The organism is Spirosoma jeollabukense, assembly GCF_054777855.1.
Genome location: NZ_BAAHAD010000001.1, coordinates 218,304 through 238,159, shown reverse-complemented (window position 1 = coordinate 238,159; position 19,856 = coordinate 218,304). Strand labels below are relative to the sequence as shown.

Here is a 19,856-nt window from a genome sequence, read left to right as displayed (position 1 = left end):
ATCAACTTATTTTTAATGCAATGAAAAAGATTTTTCTTTCGGTTGGCCTGATTGGATGGCTGCTTGCACACGGTAATTTAGGCGTCGCTCAGTCTAAAAAGGTGCCGTCCTACAGCGGAATTTACCCGCAGTTGGCCATGTATAATAATGAAGGTGAATGTGGCACGGGGGCCGTTGTTCCTTGGGCGGGTAATCTCTGGGTTGTCACCTATGGACCCCATTTGCCGTTCGGATCGTCCGATAAATTATACGAAATAACCTCTGATAAAAAGCAGATCGTCCGGGCTGAAAGCATTGGGGGCACCCCCGCCAACCGAATGATTCATCCCGAAAGTAATCAGCTATTCATTGGCCCTTATGCTATTGACAGTAAGGCACATGTTCGGGTTATTCCGTACAAAACGATGCCTGGGCGTCATACGGGGAATGCGCGCCATCTGACCGATCCGAAAGGAAAAATCTACTACGGAACGATGGAAGAAGGGTTTTACGAAGTGGACGTAACGACGCTGGCTCCGACAATGCTCTATGAAGATGGCAATGTCAATCGGAAAAAAGAATCGGACGAATCGAATAACCTGCAAAACACGTTGTTGCCCGGTGCGCACGGCAAAGGCGTCTATTCGGGGCAGGGCGTTATGGTGTATTCCAATAATGGCGAACCGGGGGCTAAGGCGCTGGTCCAGTTCGATGTGGATGCGGGCTCTCTTTCAGAATGGAACGGCAAAGACTGGAAAGTAGTCCGGCGAAATCAGTTCGTTGAGGTGACAGGTCCGGGTGGCATTTACGGCAACAAAAATCCGGAAACGGACCCCATCTGGGCCACCGGCTGGGACCATAAATCGGTGCTGCTGGGCGTGCGTGACAAAACGACGGGCTGGCATTTTTTTCGGCTTCCTAAAGCCAGTCATTCATACGACGGCGCTCATGGCTGGAATACCGAGTGGCCCCGCATCCGGGATGTTGGTACGACCCAGCAACCTGACTATCTGATGACCATGCACGGTATGTTCTGGCGGTTTCCCGGTGGCTTCACCGCAACGAATACGGCTGGTATCAGGCCCCGATCTGCGTATCTGAAAGTGATTGGTGATTACGCCCGCTGGAATGATCAGTTGGTTTTTGGCTGCGATGATTCCGCGCAAAAAGAATTTCTGAATAAACGAAAAGTAAAGGGTAGCCTGGAAGGTCCCGGCCAATCGAATTCAAATCTGTGGTTCACCTCCCTGAATCTACCTGATCAACTTGGTCCAACTACAGCCGAAGGCGCCGTCTGGCTCAATGAACCCATCAAAGCGAATCAGACCTCCGAGCCGTTTTTATTTGCTGGTTGGGCCAACCGTTCAGCCTGGATTCAAAACAACAGCGACACGGATGTCCGGATCACGTTCGAGGTCGATAAAACTGGAACGGGTAGCTGGGCTTCGCAGCAAACCGTGACCGTTGGGGCGCATAAGTCTACCTATGTCCCCTTCGGCGCAGAGGTCCTCGGCGAGTGGATTCGGATTAAGGCAGACAAAGCGGCCAATCTATCCGCTCACTTCTCATATTCAGCCAACGATACACGCAATACGACGGCCGGTTCATTATTTGCCGGGCTTAGCAACGTAGCAGCCGTTAATACATCAGGTGGTTTGATGTACGGATTAGGGGCTAATCGACGGGCGTTGGGCATGGCCGCGTCGACCTACAAAGGTGGACAAGCCACGGATGTTGGGTATTATGAACTGAACGCCGACATGCAGCTCGTTCGGAAGGAGGATGCCGGAACGGTAGATGTTATTAAGTCCAAGTTTGCCATTCCGCAGAACGTAGTAACGATTGATGAATCGAGCGTTTTGATTGTTGACGACAAAGGACGACGCTGGCGGTTACCCCTCGGCAATGATGCCTATACGGGTTTGACCAATCAGGCCGCTCTTCGTATCTGTCGGGAAGTAGCCACCGAACGCGACCTGCTCAACTGCCACGGCACATTCTACGAATTGCCTGCCGAAAATGCCGATGGCTACGCTAAAATGCGCCCCGTTTCGTCTCATAATCTGCGCATCAATGATTATGCGTCGTATCGTGGGCTTTTGGTTATGACCGGTATAAATTTAAATGAGGCCGGAAAGAACGAACACATCATTGTTTCGGACGACAAAAAGGCGGCCATTTGGGCAGGTGCCATTGATGATCTGTGGAAGCTGGGCAAGCCAACGGGTCACGGTGGCCCCTGGAAAAATGCATCGGTGAAAGCCAATGAAACCTCTGATCCGTACCTGATCGGCTTCTACGACCAACGCAGCCTGCAACTTACGCACAAAGCTACTCAGCCCATAACCTTTACCATCGAGGCAGATCCGGTCGGTTCAGGCGTCTGGATGACGTATAAGTCATTTACGGTCGCTCCTGGAAAATCGGTCGATTACGAATTTCCGAAGGATTTTCAAGCTCGCTGGATTCGCTTCAAAACGGACAAAGACTGTGAAGCGACGACGTCTCTAATTTATAAGTGAGCTTGGCCCTTTGGCTGGAAATAGGTGCTGACAAACGAACGCTACCTGATCGTACAAAGCCGTGTTTAAAGAACATGAACACGGCTTTGTATTGTGCCTGTTTCTTAAAATGGAATGAAAAAGGAGGGTTATATCCATCTGTTTCAGCCATCTGACGACTGGATAAATGCCCTGACATCGTCATTATCTTTGGTGAGGAGCAGTAGGGTTAGGTTGTTAAAGCAACCAATCGCCGATTAAAAGCAGTTAGCCAGCGTGTTTTATACAACTGGTTAAACAGAAGAATGCCGACCAGGGCGCAACTGATGCCTGCCAACACATCCAGTACGTAGTGATGGCTTGTGTAGACGGCTGAAAACCAGATGCCCCCCATCACAATCAAAAAGAATACATTAATCAGGCCTACCTTATTCTTTATACCATAGTACAAAACAATCACCGGATATGACGAGTGTAATGAAGGCATCGCGGCAAAAACATTGGAGCTTTTGGCGTAAATGGAACTAAAGAGATTGATGCCAAAGTACCGGTCGAAATTAGCTAAGCCAGCCGTATTGCCAGGCGTGTTCGGATGAAACGTAAAGCCGTAGTGCTGTATGTACCAGGGGGGGGCGGCAGGGTAGAGGTAGTAGATGATAAACCCTAACAGATTGACCAGCACAAACGTCAGCGCCAGGGGATAAAACGATGGCCGGTCTTTAAAAAAAAGATACGTAGCGAACAGGAGCGGAATTGGAATCCAGCTTACATAAAATAAGCCAGTCAATACGTCCAGTAGCGTAGTTCGATGAATTAGCCAGTACTCATTAGGCGTTAGAATTGAAGCTCCGTTGGCAATGCCGAACAGGCCTTTCTCCAGCGAATAAAGTGATTCAAGGTGCACCGCATTGTATCGGTAATTTGGAAACGCTTTCATGTAATCGAAAATGATCCAATACACGATGAAAATAGAAAAACCGATAACAAATTTGCGGCTTTGGGCTGACGCAAAATACAATCCATTCACTAACCCAACCAGAAACAACTGATCTGATTTAAACCCAACCAGCACAAAGGACAACAGCAGATAGCCAAGTGATATGAGGCTTAAGGTCAGCACCTGCTTATAAAAAGATGGACTGGCAATTGAAGAATCAGGTGTCATTTTATGGGTAAACAAGTACGGTATCAGACCATAATTCGTTCGACGGTACTTTCACCGGTAGACGCGTTAATACCTTCTACCTGGATGTACTTTACATTCGGCATCCACAAGGTTCCACCTTCTATGTGTAGATAAAGACGTCTCAAAATCACTTTTTTCTGGTTCACATTTGCATAAACGTAGTAGCCGGCGTCCCGCTCCGATTTGACCAGACGTAACGGAAATTTTTTGTAGGATACAAAGTTCAATTCGTATTCTTCATTCGACAGCGCGCGCGCTTTGATGCCGTAGGCAAACGTACGCTGAATATAGGAAAGCTCCTTCGGCTGGCTTTGCTCGGTATACCGAATCCAGAAAACATGAACGGGATCGTGCCTGTCCAATTGACCATTTTTTAGGTTTAATGCACAGATAATCGTATTCGGATTGGGGTCCCGTTGAAGATAGAATAACTGATTGGGAATGTTTTTGGGCACGGGGAAAGTTAGTTTCGGCTTTTCCTGACTGAGCCCGGAAGCTACTCCCTTCGCTACCGCCGAATGGCCCATTACAGACGTCAATATAAGAAATGCCAGCATCAGCACCGGTTGCCGGGTCGCAGATTTCTCTTTTTGAGCCAGTGCTTTCTTGGCATCCATCAACCGGTTATAGGCGGTTATATTCGTCATGAACGCCATAAGAGTTAACGGTAACGTAAAAATCGACATCGTTTCAAAGACGTGTACCGGAATGCCTGGTACATACACTTTAAAATCAGGGCCCAGCAAAGGAGCCAGGCAGCCGCATGCCAGCGCTGACACGCCAATCGTAACGACCCGTTCGGGACGCTGCATGAGACCGCCTTTACTTTCAATACCCAGCCCTTCAGCGCGGGCGCGGGTATAGCTGACCATCATCGAACCGATCAGGGCAATAAAGGCAAATAGCGAACCAAAAAAATAGTGATGAGCAATCAGGTAATAGCATATGCCTAAAAACATAATCAATTCGCTGTACCGATCCAGTACCGAATCGAAGAGAGCTCCATAAAGTGAACTCATCTTCCCCAGCCGCGCTACCTGCCCGTCCAGCATGTCAAATAAACCGGCGAACAGCACTAGTGCTCCAGCCCAGCCAACGTAGCTCAAATCGCCCCGGTTGCCTTGTTGGGCGCCCAGAATAAAGATTCCTGCTACCCCCATGTTTAAAACCAGACCGATGGTCGTGATCATATTGGGGGTTAGTCCCAACCGAATCAGTACTCTGACAAAGGGGTTGATGACAGTATAAATGCCCAACTGAATTTTTGTGCGGAAAGGAAGTGCCTGTTGCATAGTGGTAGGCGTTTTATGTTAAAAATCAAAGGTGGCGCGGGCGCGGATACCCCATTGAGACACGTTTGGATGATCTAAATAATTAAGTCGTTTGACCAGGTCAATCCGGAAAAACTTCAGCACATTAGCTACACCAGCACTGGCTTCGATATAGGGCGTTCGGGTTAACGTGTACGTAGAAGGCACACCCTGGGCATCGGTTGGAAACTGATACAGGGATGGATGCTGCTGTGGATCATTCTGACTCCGTAAACCGCCGTACAACGCTTTGATCGAAACCGCTTCCCGCCACTTGAGCTTTTTGAATAACGGGATTTTATTAAAGAAAAATCCATTAAAAGAGTGGTCTACGGCTATACTGGCGTAGTGATCGCTGACAAATTCCAGAAAATTCATCAGGTTATACGAATTTAACTGATACGCATAGGTTTGGTTGGCCCGGTGAATCGTCAGGAGAGGGAACGGCACCTGACCGAAAATATAGCCACCCTGTAGTGTTACGTTTGAATACCCCAGTTGGGATAGGAAAAAGCGTTTGCTGATACTGCCGGTCAGGTTTTGATAGTTGTATGAACTATTGAGCAACCCTTTTACACCAGCGGCAAATCGCAGGGTATAGACTGGATATTTGCCCACAATAGGCACCCGGTAAATCTTGCCCTGATAGAATTGTTCATTAGGCGCCCAGCGCGTTTCCACCGAAAACTCAGACGTTATCACCGTAGGCGACGGCGTATTTTCATCGTCGGTGGCTCGCTTGAACTGCAATGCGCCTGCGGGCGCCTGCTGCCAGTTCTTAAAGCCAAAGCTGTAGGAGAAGTGGTTTTCAAACTCATGAACGTAGTCAATGCGCCAGGTGTCGTTATAAAGCCACTTGTCGTTAACGCCCCGTTTGAAAGACAGTAGAAAGTTATCTTCCTGCACAAACTGAAGCTCCTGGCCCGGAATTTTCGTGTCGCGCTGGAAGCTCGCCCGAACATAATTTTGCGGAAACTGGTATATTGACTTGTTGTTGATCGAGTACGTTCCACTCAGAAAATACTTCCAGCGCTCGTCTTTAAAACCATAAGCCGCATACGTTTCGGCGTAGTAGCGTTTGCTTAATTCAGGTGTGGTACGTCCGCCCAGCCGTAATCGAAACCCCTCGACCGGATTGAAGCTGTAGAACGTATTGGCCGGTCCTACCTCAAAGGCACCGAATGATTTGTAGCCAGCCAGTAAGAACGTCAGCGTACTCATTGTGCGCCGGAACGAGGGCATTCGTTTCAAACTATCAATATTCGCATATACCTTCGATTCAGCGGCCGAGAGGGTATCATGGCGGCTTTCTCTCCAGAACTGGTCGGGCTTGGCATCGGCATCGGCTGCTACGACCTGCTGCTGACCATCATAAAATTCATCGGGGTGGGCTTCGTTTGTTTTATAGTTTCGATAGGAGAGGGTTCGCTGACCGAAGATGCCGCCCCCCTTGCCTTTGCTTATCCCGAAGTCGGCTAGCAAATCACTTTTGCTGAGATAATACCGGCCATCCGTATTCTGCTCAAATTGCTGATGAATCTGTAAATCGCGTACCCAGTTGAGGTTAATCTTCGGGTTGATCGACAGGTTGATTCGCTGCACCGCATAATTGCTGTCCATCGTTACGTACATCTTGCCTTCAAACAGCATGTCGGTAGCATTGCGGGGCACGAAGTTCAACCCGATCAGTTTGACTTTGCCAACTATAAGGGTATCCGCCAGATAAAACTGGTAAAATGTGGGCGCACTGCTGGCAATGGGACTGAGGAACTGGTTGGTCATCAGAAATATCGAATTCGAATAAATATCGACTTTCGAATACATCCGGTTTAAGTAGAGACTGAGTCCATTATTATCGAAATACTGACCAAAATCAACCCGTTTTTTGCCTTTGACAATGACCTTTTCCTTTTGCGGACTTTTGCGATAATACGTATCGGAAACTTTTTCTTCCAGATAAACCGGCAACAGTGATTTGCCCGGCAACGTAAGGGTATCCCGGTTATCGAGCAGGAATTTATATTTCTGGAAGATTTTCCGCTCCGATACTTTTGTCGACAGGCTGCTTAAGGAAAATTGTAGTTTGTCGTATTCCTCATACGACGCGAAGTCATAATGGCCAATCTGATTCTGCTCCCGGTGGCTGATCACATTTCGAATCAGTTCGACCGCCGGGTTGTTTTTATTCCGGTAGCGCTCCCGTTTGCCGCTACGGATAACGACTTCATTCAGGAGTTGAGAGTCCGGTTCCAGCCTCATAATCACTTGCTGGCTTGTGCCGGGGGTAATCGTTTTGGTGACGGATTTATAACCGATAAATGAAACGGCTACTTTCGTAAAATTTCCAGTAGCCGTTAACGTATAAGCACCTCGTTCATTACTGGTCGTACCGATGGTCGTACCCACAAAAACGATATTGGCAAACGACAGGGGCTGATTTGTAGCCCCGTCGATAATGATTCCAGTAACAGTAGTCACCTGTGCGCGGGTTAAACCAGAACACAAAAACAGGAGCCCGCTCAAAAGCAGGACTGTTCGGTAAGACGCGCAACGGAGTAAATAGTTCATGACATGGTGAAGACGAAGTCTTTCTGTAAAAAATAATTGTAGCTGATACCGACCAGAATACCTACGACTGTTTTGGCCACCAGGTATTGGACGCCTAAAAAATGAGTAGTAACAAAAAGTCCGGTGGCATTTGCACCGGCATTCCCGAGCCAGACAAGCACAAATCGACTGAGTTGTGAGGCAACGGGTTGGCGGCTTTCAGCAAATGTCCATTTTTTTGATACGATAAAATTGACAAGTCCGCCAACAACAGCCCCGGTTACACTGGCCGATAAATACCAGTAATGCCACAGCTGAACACAAAGAACAGTGGTTAAAAAGTCAATGCCGCTAGCTAGGAGAGAAGTGGCCTGAACCTTAAAGAATGTTCGCATACGTTTTATAAAAGTCTCAATATCAAAGCCCCCTGCAAAAGCAGGTTCGCGTACAGGCCAGCCAACAGATCATCTAGCATAACCCCCCAGCCCCCCGGTAGTTTTTCTAGTTTTCGGATGCCAAAAGGTTTACCAATATCGAACAGACGAAATAATACGAGCCCCGCCAGCAGGCTTCTTTCGGTAACTGGAATAAACAGCAGACTGAGGCACATACCGGCTACTTCGTCAATAACAACCCGGTAGCTGTCTTTTCCCCATTGGGCTTCGACCGCATTTGCTGACCAGATCCCAACAAGTGTAATCACCAGGGTGATCAGCATGGGGGCAAAAAACAGATTGCCAACAGGTTGGGCTGTGCTAAGATGAGCCACGTACCAGACAGCGCAACAGGCAACGGAGGCTACTGTTCCGCCCCCTTTGCGGATGTAGCCAATCCCCAGACCGGTAGCTATCAATTTATGCATCGATTAACGTATGTAGTTAAAATAAGACTTTGTTGGCTGTCATCCGGCTAAAGATTATTACCAGGTAAAGTGAAAAAAGAACAGAGTTAAGATGCATCCTCAGGTATGAATAGAAAATTAATAATCATCTGTGTGATAAGCTGTTTGTGATCTTCCGCATACATATTGAACGCTTCTTCATCCATTTGCCAGGTACTCATTGTTATCGCTTTGCCCAGAAAAATAAACTGGGTGTTCGACAGCAGCAGGCTTAATACATGCTGCATTTTAACGGGGCGCACAAGCCCCTGAGCGATGGCTTCCTTCAACTGCAACTCAAAGAGCAAGGCCGTCTGGGTCTTGGCCGACTGTATAATATTTATTAATTGGTCTGGGTCTCGGTGTAACTCATTCAGAACAAAAATACATAGGCTCGGGTTGCGCTTAAACGTCTGAAAATCATGGTCTATCAATTCAATTATTTTCTCTTTCAGGCTAATGGGCTTGTTAAGCACCGTGATCATGCCCTGAAAGAAAAGATGAAGCATTTCCTCGAAGACCGACGCGAACAGTTTCTCCTTGCTGCGGAAATAGTAATTCATCAAGGCACAGTTCAGGCCAGCTTCCCTGGAAATGTCCCGGGTAGTAGCGCCCTCAAAGCCCTTTTGTAGAAATATTTTCCTGGCGGCATCCTTAATTTTCTCTTCAGTCGAACTAACAGATAGCATCTTTACTGCGGTTTGATGCAGCAAAGATACCGCCGGTTATTTATATTTGTCAAATGTTTTAATCAAATGTTTAAACTATATGATTAAAGCATTTGATTATGTTATATTATTAAGAACATTAACCGAATGTTAATGTTAAAATAATCGACATACCTTATAGACGGGTTAGACGCAAAGTGCTTTTTTAGTAGCGAAAGCATCAACTTTTTACCCCTTAAACGTAGTTATCACAGGAAGATAGACACAAATTATGACCGACATCTGCACGATTGGCCACATCTCACTGGATAAAGTTGTTACCCCTCAATCGGTGACATACATGCCGGGCGGAACCTCGTTTTACTTTTCTAAAACGCTTTTGCAGGCTGACATTGAGTATAAACTAGTGACGGCTCTTGCGCTGCAGGATCACTATATAGTTGATGAACTGCGTTCGGAAGGCGTCGACGTTTATACCTTACCGAGCGCGCATACGGTTTATTTTCAGAACAGTTATAACGACGATCAGGATTATCGGGAACAGCAGGTACTGAGAAAGGCATCGCCCTTCAGCGTTTCGCAGATGCCCGACCTGACTGCTAAAGTGTACCATTTAGGGCCACTGCTGGCCGATGATATTCCCATAAAGCTGATTCAGGATTTATCGAAAAAAGGGCTGGTGTCATTAGACATACAGGGATACTTACGACGTGTATGGCATAAAAAAGTTGTCTATCAGGACTGGGCAGCCAAAAAAAGGATACTTCCCAGCGTGACTATTTTGAAAGCAAATGAGTTTGAAATGGAAATTGTTACCGGTCGCAGGAATGCGAAAGAGGGAGCCCTGTACTTAGCCGATCTGGGGGTGCGGGAGGTGATAATAACGCTTGGTAGCAAAGGGTCGCTTATCTACACCGAAGGTACTTTTTATCAAATTCCGGCTTTTAAGCCAACCGCCGTCGTTGATGCCACCGGTTGTGGTGATACGTATATGGCTGGTTATTTGTGGAAGCGGGTACAAGGTAATTCGGTACAGGAGGCTGGAGAATTTGGCGCAGCGCTGGCTACCTTAAAAGTAGGTTCCTCCGGGCCTTTCTCTGGGTCTTCCGAGTTGATTGCAACCCAATTAGAGCAAGGTGTTTTGAGTTAACCGAGCATTTTTAACGGTCTCACTTTCTAAACTGTTCACCCAAACCGTGCGTTAAGTTAATGCCTTGAATATGGCCTAAGCCCGAACTTAAGCGATTGATTTATAGGCTATTGCAAAGTCAATAAGTTATACAGAATAGGCCTTTGGTAGACAACTTCCAATTGAACGGTATGCGCTTAAAAGAGTACTAATAAAAGTTATAATTCACAATCATAACTTTTAGAAACTTCTGGCACCATGTATCCCGTAGCTGTCGTGTTTTTCGGATATTATGACTTCATGCCTTCTCAAATGAATGGAGCCGTCGATCAGGATCTGGCCAGACTAATTAATACTAGGCCCACCAGGTAAGTGATACCCATCAGCCACAGGTAGCGGCTGGCTTTTGGTGGAGCGCCTTCAAACTCTTTCCAGTAAAATATCCCCCAAAACACCGAAACGATGGTCGCTCCCTGACTAAGGCCATACGATACGGCATCACCTGCCTGTTTGGAGCCGATCAACAGAGCGATCATCCCGATACCCCACAGCAACCCGCCCGATAAACCAATAAGGTGCTCACGGCGGCCTGTTTGCTGGTACTCTAACTGTCCATCCTGATCCGGTAGGGCAAACCGTCGGACCAGATACTCAATCAAGGGATTGCTTATCGCCAGGCCAATGGCAAACAGGGCACACCCCGTATAAGGCGTTAAAAAACCAATCTCTGGCTGGCTTAGGTCTTTAGCCAGCGTTGACGAAATAAGCCGGAAAAAAAAGCCTGTAACCAGCCCACCGCTCAGCGCGATCCAGATGCCTCTGTTTCCAGCAGAGCCCTCATCCGTGTCGGCATTATCCTGCTTGGTCTGATAAGCCAGCGCACTAAAAACCATGGCTCCCAGTATCGCTCCGCCACCAATGGCCAGCATGGCTACGCTACCTTTTGGCTCGGCCAGATAATTGATAACCAGCCCGATCGCAAGCGACAGACCCGTACCTACGGGCATTGCAATAGAGATTCCAGCCATACTAATGCCCACCGTGAGCAGCATATTGCCTAAATTAAACACAATGCCAGCTGCCAGAGCCAGGAGTATATTTTTCAGTTCAGCCTGTTGAATGTCGTCTATTACCGAACGGCCCTGATCCCCAAAGCTGCCCAGTGTAAATGCCAGTGCCAGCGATATCAACAATATGCCATATACATAATCCCGGTAGAAAACATAAAGTGGCGCTGATTGAGTGACCGATTTCTGCGCATTGGTCCAGGAACCCCAGCAAAACATCGTGAGTAGGCAAAGCCCAAAAGCCAGTGCTGGCTGCTTAATGATGAACATGGTTTTAGGATAGTTGCGCAGCAGGTAAATTGGCTACTTAATGGACGGCTCAATCTTCATCGTGGTAGGACGTACCCGTTGTTACGTTGCCGCCACTTGTCCATAAACCACCCCCTTGTTCACCTCCATTTTTTGTATTCTCTCCACTAGGGCCATCCTCCTCCGGATTACGGTCAGGCGCTTGGTCGGGATCGTAATTGTCGGCATGACTACCCACATAGGGCGTTTCGTCAGGACTACTCGTTACAGGACTCTGTCCCGAGCGGGTCTGGTCTAAACTCTCGCTATGTTCCGGATCGTACTTCGACGGTTGGCCAGATGATTCAGTATCAGGACAACGCTGGATGATTGAATTGATCATGCTGGTTGTTGTTTGTGCACGTATAATAATGTATTGAATTTCTCAACAGCAAAGGCGCCAATCCAGTCGTCCATAGCCGCAATTAGTAAGCGAATGGTCCGGCAGGCAGGTCCATACTACGGACTCGTTACACCAGTGGGTACTGGTTAGTCTGGCGACGATTATGCATTTCCAGCGAACGCATAAAGGGAATACAAAGCACCACGACAATAGCTAGCAGCAGCAGGCTCGTAAACAAATCTTTATCCGCCAGTAACAGAGCCTGCGCGTCAACTTTCTGATAGATCACCCGGTCGGCGGCAGCCTGCGCGTGCTGGGTATCAAGGCCCGCCTGGGTGAATCGATGGGCCAACAACTGGATCTGTTGACGAAACGCGTCATTTTCGTCGGTAAGCTCAGTGATCAGATTGTTTCGATTAACGGCCGCCCGTCTAAACAGCGCATTGTCCCAGATAGCCCCCACCGTTACCAGCCCAATTACGGAACGGGCGGCCACGCTGGCGAAAGCTCGGTGTGGATTGTCGGCCACACCTATGTCGGTGGAAGCAAAGGTCGATAAGGTGGTTAAAATCAGACCATAAGCAACCCCCTGCAGGAAATAAAACAGATAGAGGTTCGCGGGATCAATCGAGGGGGAAACAGTGATAATCATGTACCAGTACGACAGCATATAGCAGCCGAAGCCCGCCAGCAGGAGTAATCGATAGGATAACTGACGGGCCAGTAACCAACTGCACAGGGGGAAACTAATGAGGTAGGCAAGCAGTGTAACCAGCGTCAGGTGATCCAGAAACCAGGCATCGCCTTTCACTAACCCCAACGCGTACTGGCGGGCCAGCGAAGCCGAATAAATGAACAGGCAAAGCACCAGCATCAGAACTACCCCCAGTCGAATTTGCGGGTACTGACTAAAAATCTTCAGGTTCCAGTACGGGCGTTCCTGCCGAAGTTCCCAATAAACAAACAGCGATGCTGTAACTACCAGCATCGCTACCGACCAGCCGATTATTGGGGAGTTGAACCAGTCGTAATATTTCCCAAAATCGGTGATGAACGTCAGCAATATACACGTCAGCGTCAGCAGAAATGCCCCCGTCCAGTCAATCTGCGATAGCGGAGCTTTAGGAAGTAGCCGATCGCCGTGGAAGATCAACGCTGTCAGGCCAATTGACACCAAAATAGCGGGTATCGACAGCCAGATGGCGTAGTGCCAGTTGTATTGATGAATGAGCCAGGCCAGACTTAGGTCGGCCAGCAGGGCCACAGGTTTGGAGATGGTGTAGTATAGCCCGTAGAAGAACGCCCGGTTGTTGGTCGGATTAAAGCGAGCCATCAACAGACCGATCATGTCCAGCGTAACCATGCATTTGGCCGTGCCGATGCTAAAATTAAGCAGACAGAGCCAGGGAACAGATGCGATCTGACCCGCCAGTAGCGCTAACACGAGCTGTAGGAATAAAGCCCCTAACAGCAACTCTTTTTTCTTGAAGAAACTACGGAAACGGTAGTAGAGCGGCAGGGTGCAGATAAATCCAATAGCATTGGCCTGGATAATAAATTTGACATTTTCGGCCAGGGTTCCCAACTCGCCAGTCAGTTCCGGCAACATATCGGTGCTTGAGCCGAAGACGAAGTTTTGCAGAATCAGCAGGCTAATAACACCTGCATCACGAAGCCATGTCGGGACCCATTCATAGTAGGGGTGCTGAGGTGTCATTCCTTAAAAACTAGCCGACAGGTTCACGAAATAATAGCCACCATTAAAGCCAAATTGCGTGGCACTTCGGTTATAGATGAATCGCCCAAAGGATGAATTGTCCAGTGCCGCCGAGCCGTACCGCTCCGGTGTGGGGTAGTTGGTTACCCGCAGTGGATCGGGATACACATCGAACAGGTTGTTGGCGCCCACCGTGATATTGAGGTTCTTCAGAATCCGGTATGATACGTTCAGGTCGGTAAGCAGTTTGGGGTTCTGAATCTCGTCCAGCGCCGGGTTGGCGGGGTCGTAGGCCTGAACCGTGCCGAAATGCGAGAAGCGTAACACAACCCCAAACTTGCGCAGTCGATAGTTGAACGTCAATTGAATTTTACTCCTGGGCTGTGCCACCGTCAGTCGGGCACTATCCTGCCGGTTGAACAGGAAATTACCGAACGTAGCATCGGTTGGAATGTTGGCCGGACGCTGAATATCGCCCACGACTTTTGTCTGGTTAAAATTAGCGGCCAGCGTTATGTCCAGCGTACCCGTCGCTAAACGCGGGTTGGTAGCCATAACAATGTCGATGCCCTGCGTTTGGGTGTTGACTGCATTGGCGAAAAACTGCGCACTGTTGACATCGGTCTGACCCGCCCCGTTCAGAATGTTGGCTACGATCAGGCCCGCGCCGGTGGAACCACGCGAGAACTGATTGCTGTAAATAATCCGGTTTCGGATGTTGATCTGGTAGGCATCGATCGTTACGCTGACGTTCGGAAGAGGGCGTGAAGTGATGCCAATGCTGTAATTCGTCGACCGTTCGGCGCCCAGCGAAGGTACGCCAAACGCTTGCGCAATAGGGCTGTCGTTGCGGAACGTACCCGTTTGTCGGGGCTCCAGCGAAGTACCATTCGAGACAAAAACAGTACTGATGGCGCTGAAATAACGTTGGTGTAGGGAAGGGGCACGAAAGCCATTACTGAGCGAGCCCCGCAACGAGAACGCTTCGCTAAACCGGTAGCGGGCGGCCAGTTTGCCGGCGAGATTACCGCCAAAGTCGCTGTACTGCTCAAAGCGTCCTGCCACATTGAGCAGCAGCCGCTCCGTTACGTCGGATTCGAGGTCTACATAGGCGCCGTAAACGTACCGATGCGCATTAACGGCGTTGGCTGGTTGGTAACCGGGGAAGACCTGCGAACCGCCAACCTGCCCCGAGGTTGGACTGAAATTCAGGTAGGATGCCGCTTCGCCCGGTTTAATTCGGTACTGATCGTTCCGGTACGTAAGGCCAGCCGCTACATTGAAGGAAGTAAGTCCCAACTGCTTACCAAAATCCTTGGCCGCACTGACATCAGCGGTATTCTGGTAAAAACTAAGCGTGCCGGCATAGAAGGCAGTCGGGTTATTGAACGTACCCAGATACGCCAGCGACGCATTATTGGAGTTCGTTACGTCGAACCGGAACGAGTTGCCTCCATACACATTGCTGATGTCCCAGCGCCAGCCCTTGGTTTCTCCATTAATACCCACCAGCAGCGACTGGTCATTGATGGTCGACTGAATGTTGGGCAGGAATCCATTCGGGTACAAGGCCGTAATCACCTGCGTAGTTTGATAAGGATAGCGGTAGAAACCAGCCGCCAGCCCCCGGCGGTAGTTCAGTCCGCCGGAAGCATAGAAACTGGCGTTTGTGCCCGTAATTGGTACCCGTGCGTTCAAAAAGAATCCGGCGTTGTCAATCCGCGCATTACCGACCTGCAGGTTATTTTGTACACTGAAATTATTTTGCCGAATCAACGCCTGATCCTGCTGATACAGCGCCTGCCGTCTGGCTATAAAAGCTTCCGTGGTTTCCCCCGTTTGCTGACCCACGTTCCAGTTTACATAAACGGGTCCCGTATAATCGCCGGCCCGGTTGGTCGCGCCCCGGTGTCGAAATTCGCCCGTCACACTCAGAAACCCTTTTTCGCCCAGCTTAAACCCGTGATTGATGCCCACCTGCGCTACCTGACCATCCCCTTTGTACTGCTGCCCGAGCTGCGCATTGACCGTTGTGCCGGGCTGCTCTTTCAGCCGCAGGTTGATAACCCCGGCAATAGCATCGGAACCGTACTGGGAGGAAGCGCCATCGCGCAGCACTTCAATCCGTTCAATAGCCGAGCTGGGAATGGCATTTAAATCGGTTCCCACTGAACCCCGCCCAATCGTGCCATTGATGTTGATGAGCGCCTGATTGTGCTGACGTTTTCCGTTCAGCAGCACCAGCACCTGATCCGGTCCTAGCCCACGTAGCGTGGCGGGGTCAATATGGTCGGTGCCATCCGACACCGTTTGTCGGGAGGAATTAAAGGAAGGCGCGACAAAATTCAGTTGTTGCGTAAGATCGATCTGGCCCGTTGCCACCAGATCGCGGGACTGAATCACATCGACCGGGGCTACGGTTTCGGTGCTGGTTCGGGCCTGCGTCGACCGCGATCCCACCACCACCACTTCATTTAAACTGGCCAGTGTTTCAGCCAGTCGCACATTCAGTGTCGTGGTGCTTGTTTCGCTTACCTGTGCGGGCAGGTTCTGTGTAGTGTAGCCAACAAAACTGAAGCGCAAGGTGTAGCTGCCTGCACTAACCGACAGTGTATAGAATCCATTGGCATCCGTGATGGCACCGGTCGTCTGACCGATGACCAGTACCGAAACACCCGGCAGGCTGGCACCCGTGGTGGCGTCTGTTACCTGCCCCCGAATCGATTGAGCGGTTGTGGTGAGTTGGCAAACTACCAAAAGAAGGCTGGATACGATCAGCGAGCGAACAATGTAGTCGTTTTTCATAGTCGGTTCTCGACGTGAATTTTTCGGACGGTTGGTTGATCGACGGAATTTTTTGGTCGATAAAACCCGCCATTTTTCATATTTACTGACAACGAATCCGCTACTTTTTGAACTGGCCCTCGGGCTGATTAGTGAGGAAATGGGTAGGCCTTCTATCGTTTTCTCTGGTCCTTAGTCAGCAGATTTACTGGCAGGACATTTCCTCTTTGTTCGGTCGACTCGTTAGAAAGGCAGGGCTTCAGGCGAAAGCTCAGGAAGTTTTCTGCTGATTGAAGTGCCTATGTATCGTCAGAGGTTCATCCGTTTCCTCATTCTAGTTCCGCATCAGAAGCCGAATGCCTGGTAGACCGGTTAGTGGTTATACAACCGCTTAGTCAACTTTAGTATCGCTCTTGATTAGGCTAAACCCAATATTTTTACGATGAATGACTCTAACGCCTTATCCTCCAACTTATCCGTCCTCCCACTAGTATCCACTACGTTAGTCGACAAGAAATCTGCCAGAACGAACCAATCCGGTCATCGGACAGGAGCATCCAATGACCTGGATGACCTGATTTGCTTTTCGCATTTGCGCTGGAATTTCGTCTACCAGCGCCCTCAACATTTGCTGAGCCGGGCCGCCCGACGCTGGCGCATCTGGTATATAGAAGAACCCATCCAGGGCGATTCGCCCGGCCTGGTCGTCAGCCAGGTAAGTCATCAACTCTCGGTCGTAGTGCCTCGCCTGCCCCCTGGTCTTGACCCTGATGAGGCTCTTCAGTATCAACGTGACCTGCTCGATCAGCTATTGACCGAGCAGCACATTCAAAACTACGCTTTGTGGTATTACACACCGATGGCCCTGGCCTTCAGCGATCATTTGCGCCCTCGCCTGACTGTGTATGATTGTATGGACGAGTTATCGGCTTTTCTGGGCGCTCCACCGAGGCTCATTGAGCAGGAACGGCAGCTACTGAACCGTGCCGACGTGGTGTTTACGGGTGGTTACAGCCTCTACGAAGCGAAGCAGAAACGGCATTCACAGGTGTATGCCTTCCCGAGTTGCATTGACTTCGACCACTTTACCCAGGCCCGGAAAAGCCGGCCTGGAAGGGGGCTGCCTGATCCAGTCGATCAGCAGCCTATCGCTGGACCGCGCATTGGCTATAGCGGTGTCATCGACGAGCGGCTGGACCTGTCGCTGATCGAGCAACTCGCCCGCCGTCGTCCCGATTGGCAGTTTGTCCTGCTGGGACCCGTCGTCAAGATCAATCCGGATGAATTACCGCAGGGTCCAAACCTGCATTATCTGGGCATGAAAGCGTACAACGAACTGCCGGCTTATTTTAGCCATTGGCAGGCGGCCATGATGCCCTTCGCCATCAACGAGGCCACACGCTATATTAGCCCCACAAAAACCCCTGAATTTCTGGCGGCTGGTCTACCCGTCGTATCGACCCCCATTCAGGATGTGGTACGTACCTATGGGGGCTGGGAGCAAACAATCATAGCTGGTTCGGTATCGGCGTTTGAGGCTGGTCTATCGCTGGTAATACGGAACCAGCCCTCTGGCGACCGGCTCCAACTGGATCAATTCCTGCAGGAGCAGTCCTGGGAAAATACCTGGCAGCAGATGCAGCATATTCTGGCTGGGCAGCTTCAGCCCATTGTGCAATAAGTACATAAAGCTGGCCTGGAGCATGGGCGGTTCCTGGCATTTACCCCAAGTTAAGGGATAGATAGCTAAACCATATAACCAAGGGTTTTCATCTGATCGATGAAAACCCTTGGTTAGTGAAATAGAGACTTAGATTTTTTCTCCGGCCTGCTGCATCTGCTCCAGTTGGGCATGACCTTCTGGCATCGGTGGCCCTAACTTAGGTTCATTGCCGTAGGGCTGTGCTTTCATTTCCCGGAATTCGCTACGTCCATCCAGTGAGGGGCCTTGCGTCCAGCGGAGGTTTTGGCCAACCGTCGGCTCGTTTGGATCAATATTGGTGTCGACGAACGTATAGCTGAATTCCTTATGTTCCTGACTCTGAGGAAAGCTATTAGGAATCGGTAGCACATTACGTATGTCGCCTTTGCCCAACTCTTCCAGCACAGCCAGCCATTGTTGCTGGTGCATCGTGTCGCGGGCGATCAGAAAAGCCAGCATATCTTTCATGCCCGCATCATCGGTCATTTCATATAGCCGGGTTGCCAGGGTTCGGCCTGTCGCTTCGGCCATGACATTGGCGTACATATCAGCCGCGGTATTCCCCGAACTAACCACCCAGGAACCATTGAAAGGAACGCCGTTGGCATCCGAGGCCATCGCGCCCATACCACCCGACAGAAAGTGCCGGGGATCGCCACCGCCCATAATCTTTTCCAGCATCGGGTCGTTGCCAACAATGGTGTCGATAACGCTGCTCGGGGCCCCTTCCAGATTGAGACAGACCGCCGTCGCCAGCATCTCGATGTGGGCTATTTCTTCGGTGCCGGTGTTTAAGAGCATGTCCCGGTAGCGCACGGGTCCACGCGAGTTCCAGGCCTGAAACAAATACTGTAAGCACACACGAATTTCACCTTCTATGCCACCAATGGCTTGTTGCAGCGCCCGGGCAAATTGAGGATTGGGTTTATCGACCCGTACGGTATATTGTAATTTCTTATCGTGATAAAACATAAGGATAGTCAGCTATTATTGGTTAGAATTCGATTTGCCTGAGGTACTGTTGCTCGAACTGCTGCCATTGATGGTACCGCCAGTCCGGCGATTTTTGGTTTTGCTGCCGGATTTGTTACCTGTACTCGTCTGGCCCTGGCCGGAACTGCTGCCGCTCGACTGGCTCCCTACACTGCCTACGCCAGACGACGAACTACTGGCGGCTGAACTACCAGTCGACCCGCTTTTCTGGCCTGTGGTACCCGACGTGCCCGTCTGGCCCGAACGCCTGGCCGAACCCGACTGGCTGCTGCCTGTACCGGTAGTGCCCTGGGAGGAAGCGCTTCCGGATCTGGAATTACTGGACTGGGCCTGAGCGCCCCCAACCGCTACTGCCACCAGCAGCGCGATCGTCATTACGGTTTTTTTCATACGTTGTTTTGGTTTATGAGTTCAATGTTGAACTCGGGAAATAACCGGCTGGTCGTACTTAATAGACTATAATAGCGCCTGGAAGTGAGGTAATGGTGTAGGCCTTCCGGCTGGTCCGACGTAATTTTTTTTGCCAACGGTCTGGACGTAATGCAGGACCATAACGAAGGGAACGCTCTGCCTGATTCATTAGCAGCCCGTTCCCTGGCTCGTCGGTTTGAGCCCACACCACCCGAATGACAATCTGTGGGAAACCTGTGCCAGTAACGTAGCTGAACGATGCCCCTACGCTCTATAGCGTAGGCATTAACCAACTTGACGAGGTGGGTTCAGTCTTGATTCAACTGGCCGTTTCCTCACTTACTACGTCCT

The 19,856-nt window shown here is 49.8% G+C and carries 15 protein-coding genes; 3 read left to right on the top strand and 12 right to left on the bottom strand.

What is annotated here, in order from left to right; translation table 11 throughout:
• Nucleotides 1-20: 20 nt before the first annotated feature.
• Nucleotides 21-2,501: a hypothetical protein gene (locus ACYVEA_RS00920; protein ID WP_461111416.1), complete on the top strand. Its 2,481-nt coding sequence runs from the start codon at nucleotides 21-23 to the stop codon at nucleotides 2,499-2,501.
• 208 nt (nucleotides 2,502-2,709) lie between these two features.
• On the opposite strand, the gene ACYVEA_RS00915 is transcribed toward ACYVEA_RS00920, so the two are convergent.
• From ACYVEA_RS00915 to ACYVEA_RS00890, 6 genes are all read right to left on the bottom strand, one after another.
• A complete protein-coding gene (locus ACYVEA_RS00915; protein ID WP_461111415.1) occupies nucleotides 2,710-3,645 on the bottom strand; it encodes a phosphatase PAP2 family protein in 936 nt (311 codons plus the stop codon).
• A 23-nt stretch (nucleotides 3,646-3,668) separates the two neighbouring features.
• Complete coding sequence (locus tag ACYVEA_RS00910; protein ID WP_461111414.1) at nucleotides 3,669-4,958, bottom strand: DUF4833 domain-containing protein; 1,290 nt, start codon at nucleotides 4,956-4,958, stop codon at nucleotides 3,669-3,671.
• 18 nt (nucleotides 4,959-4,976) lie between these two features.
• A complete protein-coding gene (locus ACYVEA_RS00905; protein WP_461111413.1) occupies nucleotides 4,977-7,454 on the bottom strand; it encodes a DUF5686 and carboxypeptidase-like regulatory domain-containing protein in 2,478 nt (825 codons plus the stop codon).
• Between the two features lie 86 nt (nucleotides 7,455-7,540).
• Complete coding sequence (locus ACYVEA_RS00900) at nucleotides 7,541-7,918, bottom strand: GtrA family protein (protein WP_461111412.1); 378 nt, start codon at nucleotides 7,916-7,918, stop codon at nucleotides 7,541-7,543.
• A 5-nt stretch (nucleotides 7,919-7,923) separates the two neighbouring features.
• Nucleotides 7,924-8,385: a phosphatidylglycerophosphatase A family protein gene (locus ACYVEA_RS00895; protein ID WP_461111411.1), complete on the bottom strand. Its 462-nt coding sequence runs from the start codon at nucleotides 8,383-8,385 to the stop codon at nucleotides 7,924-7,926.
• Nucleotides 8,386-8,471: 86 nt separating this feature from the next.
• Nucleotides 8,472-9,092, bottom strand: coding sequence for a TetR/AcrR family transcriptional regulator (locus ACYVEA_RS00890; protein ID WP_461111410.1), 621 nt, complete (start codon nucleotides 9,090-9,092; stop codon nucleotides 8,472-8,474).
• A gap of 250 nt (nucleotides 9,093-9,342) precedes the next feature.
• On the opposite strand from ACYVEA_RS00890, the gene ACYVEA_RS00885 reads away from it, so the two are divergent.
• Complete coding sequence (locus tag ACYVEA_RS00885; protein WP_461111409.1) at nucleotides 9,343-10,221, top strand: PfkB family carbohydrate kinase; 879 nt, start codon at nucleotides 9,343-9,345, stop codon at nucleotides 10,219-10,221.
• Between the two features lie 308 nt (nucleotides 10,222-10,529).
• On the opposite strand, the gene ACYVEA_RS00880 is transcribed toward ACYVEA_RS00885, so the two are convergent.
• The 4 genes from ACYVEA_RS00880 to ACYVEA_RS00865 all read right to left on the bottom strand — a co-directional run bounded on the left by ACYVEA_RS00880 (nucleotide 10,530) and on the right by ACYVEA_RS00865 (nucleotide 16,420).
• Entirely contained in the window at nucleotides 10,530-11,537 is a 1,008-nt protein-coding gene (locus tag ACYVEA_RS00880) for a GRP family sugar transporter (RefSeq protein ID WP_461111408.1), read from the bottom strand.
• Between the two features lie 49 nt (nucleotides 11,538-11,586).
• The gene (locus ACYVEA_RS00875) at nucleotides 11,587-11,898 is read right to left on the bottom strand and encodes a hypothetical protein (RefSeq protein ID WP_461111407.1); all 312 of its coding nucleotides are present in this window, start codon (nucleotides 11,896-11,898) and stop codon (nucleotides 11,587-11,589) included.
• A 127-nt stretch (nucleotides 11,899-12,025) separates the two neighbouring features.
• Nucleotides 12,026-13,615, bottom strand: a complete 1,590-nt coding sequence (locus ACYVEA_RS00870; protein ID WP_461111406.1) for an MFS transporter — start codon at nucleotides 13,613-13,615, stop codon at nucleotides 12,026-12,028.
• Nucleotides 13,616-13,618: 3 nt separating this feature from the next.
• Nucleotides 13,619-16,420, bottom strand: a complete 2,802-nt coding sequence (locus ACYVEA_RS00865; protein WP_461111405.1) for a TonB-dependent receptor — start codon at nucleotides 16,418-16,420, stop codon at nucleotides 13,619-13,621.
• Nucleotides 16,421-16,841: 421 nt separating this feature from the next.
• Between ACYVEA_RS00865 and ACYVEA_RS00860 the strand changes: the two genes are divergently transcribed.
• A complete protein-coding gene (locus ACYVEA_RS00860) occupies nucleotides 16,842-18,080 on the top strand; it encodes a glycosyltransferase family 1 protein (RefSeq protein WP_461111404.1) in 1,239 nt (412 codons plus the stop codon).
• A gap of 129 nt (nucleotides 18,081-18,209) precedes the next feature.
• On the opposite strand, the gene ACYVEA_RS00855 is transcribed toward ACYVEA_RS00860, so the two are convergent.
• On the bottom strand, nucleotides 18,210-19,073 hold the full coding sequence (locus tag ACYVEA_RS00855) for a manganese catalase family protein (protein WP_461111403.1): 864 nt from the start codon (nucleotides 19,071-19,073) through the stop codon (nucleotides 18,210-18,212).
• A gap of 15 nt (nucleotides 19,074-19,088) precedes the next feature.
• Nucleotides 19,089-19,484: a hypothetical protein gene (locus tag ACYVEA_RS00850; protein WP_461111402.1), complete on the bottom strand. Its 396-nt coding sequence runs from the start codon at nucleotides 19,482-19,484 to the stop codon at nucleotides 19,089-19,091.
• Between the last annotated feature and the right edge of the window lie 372 nt (nucleotides 19,485-19,856).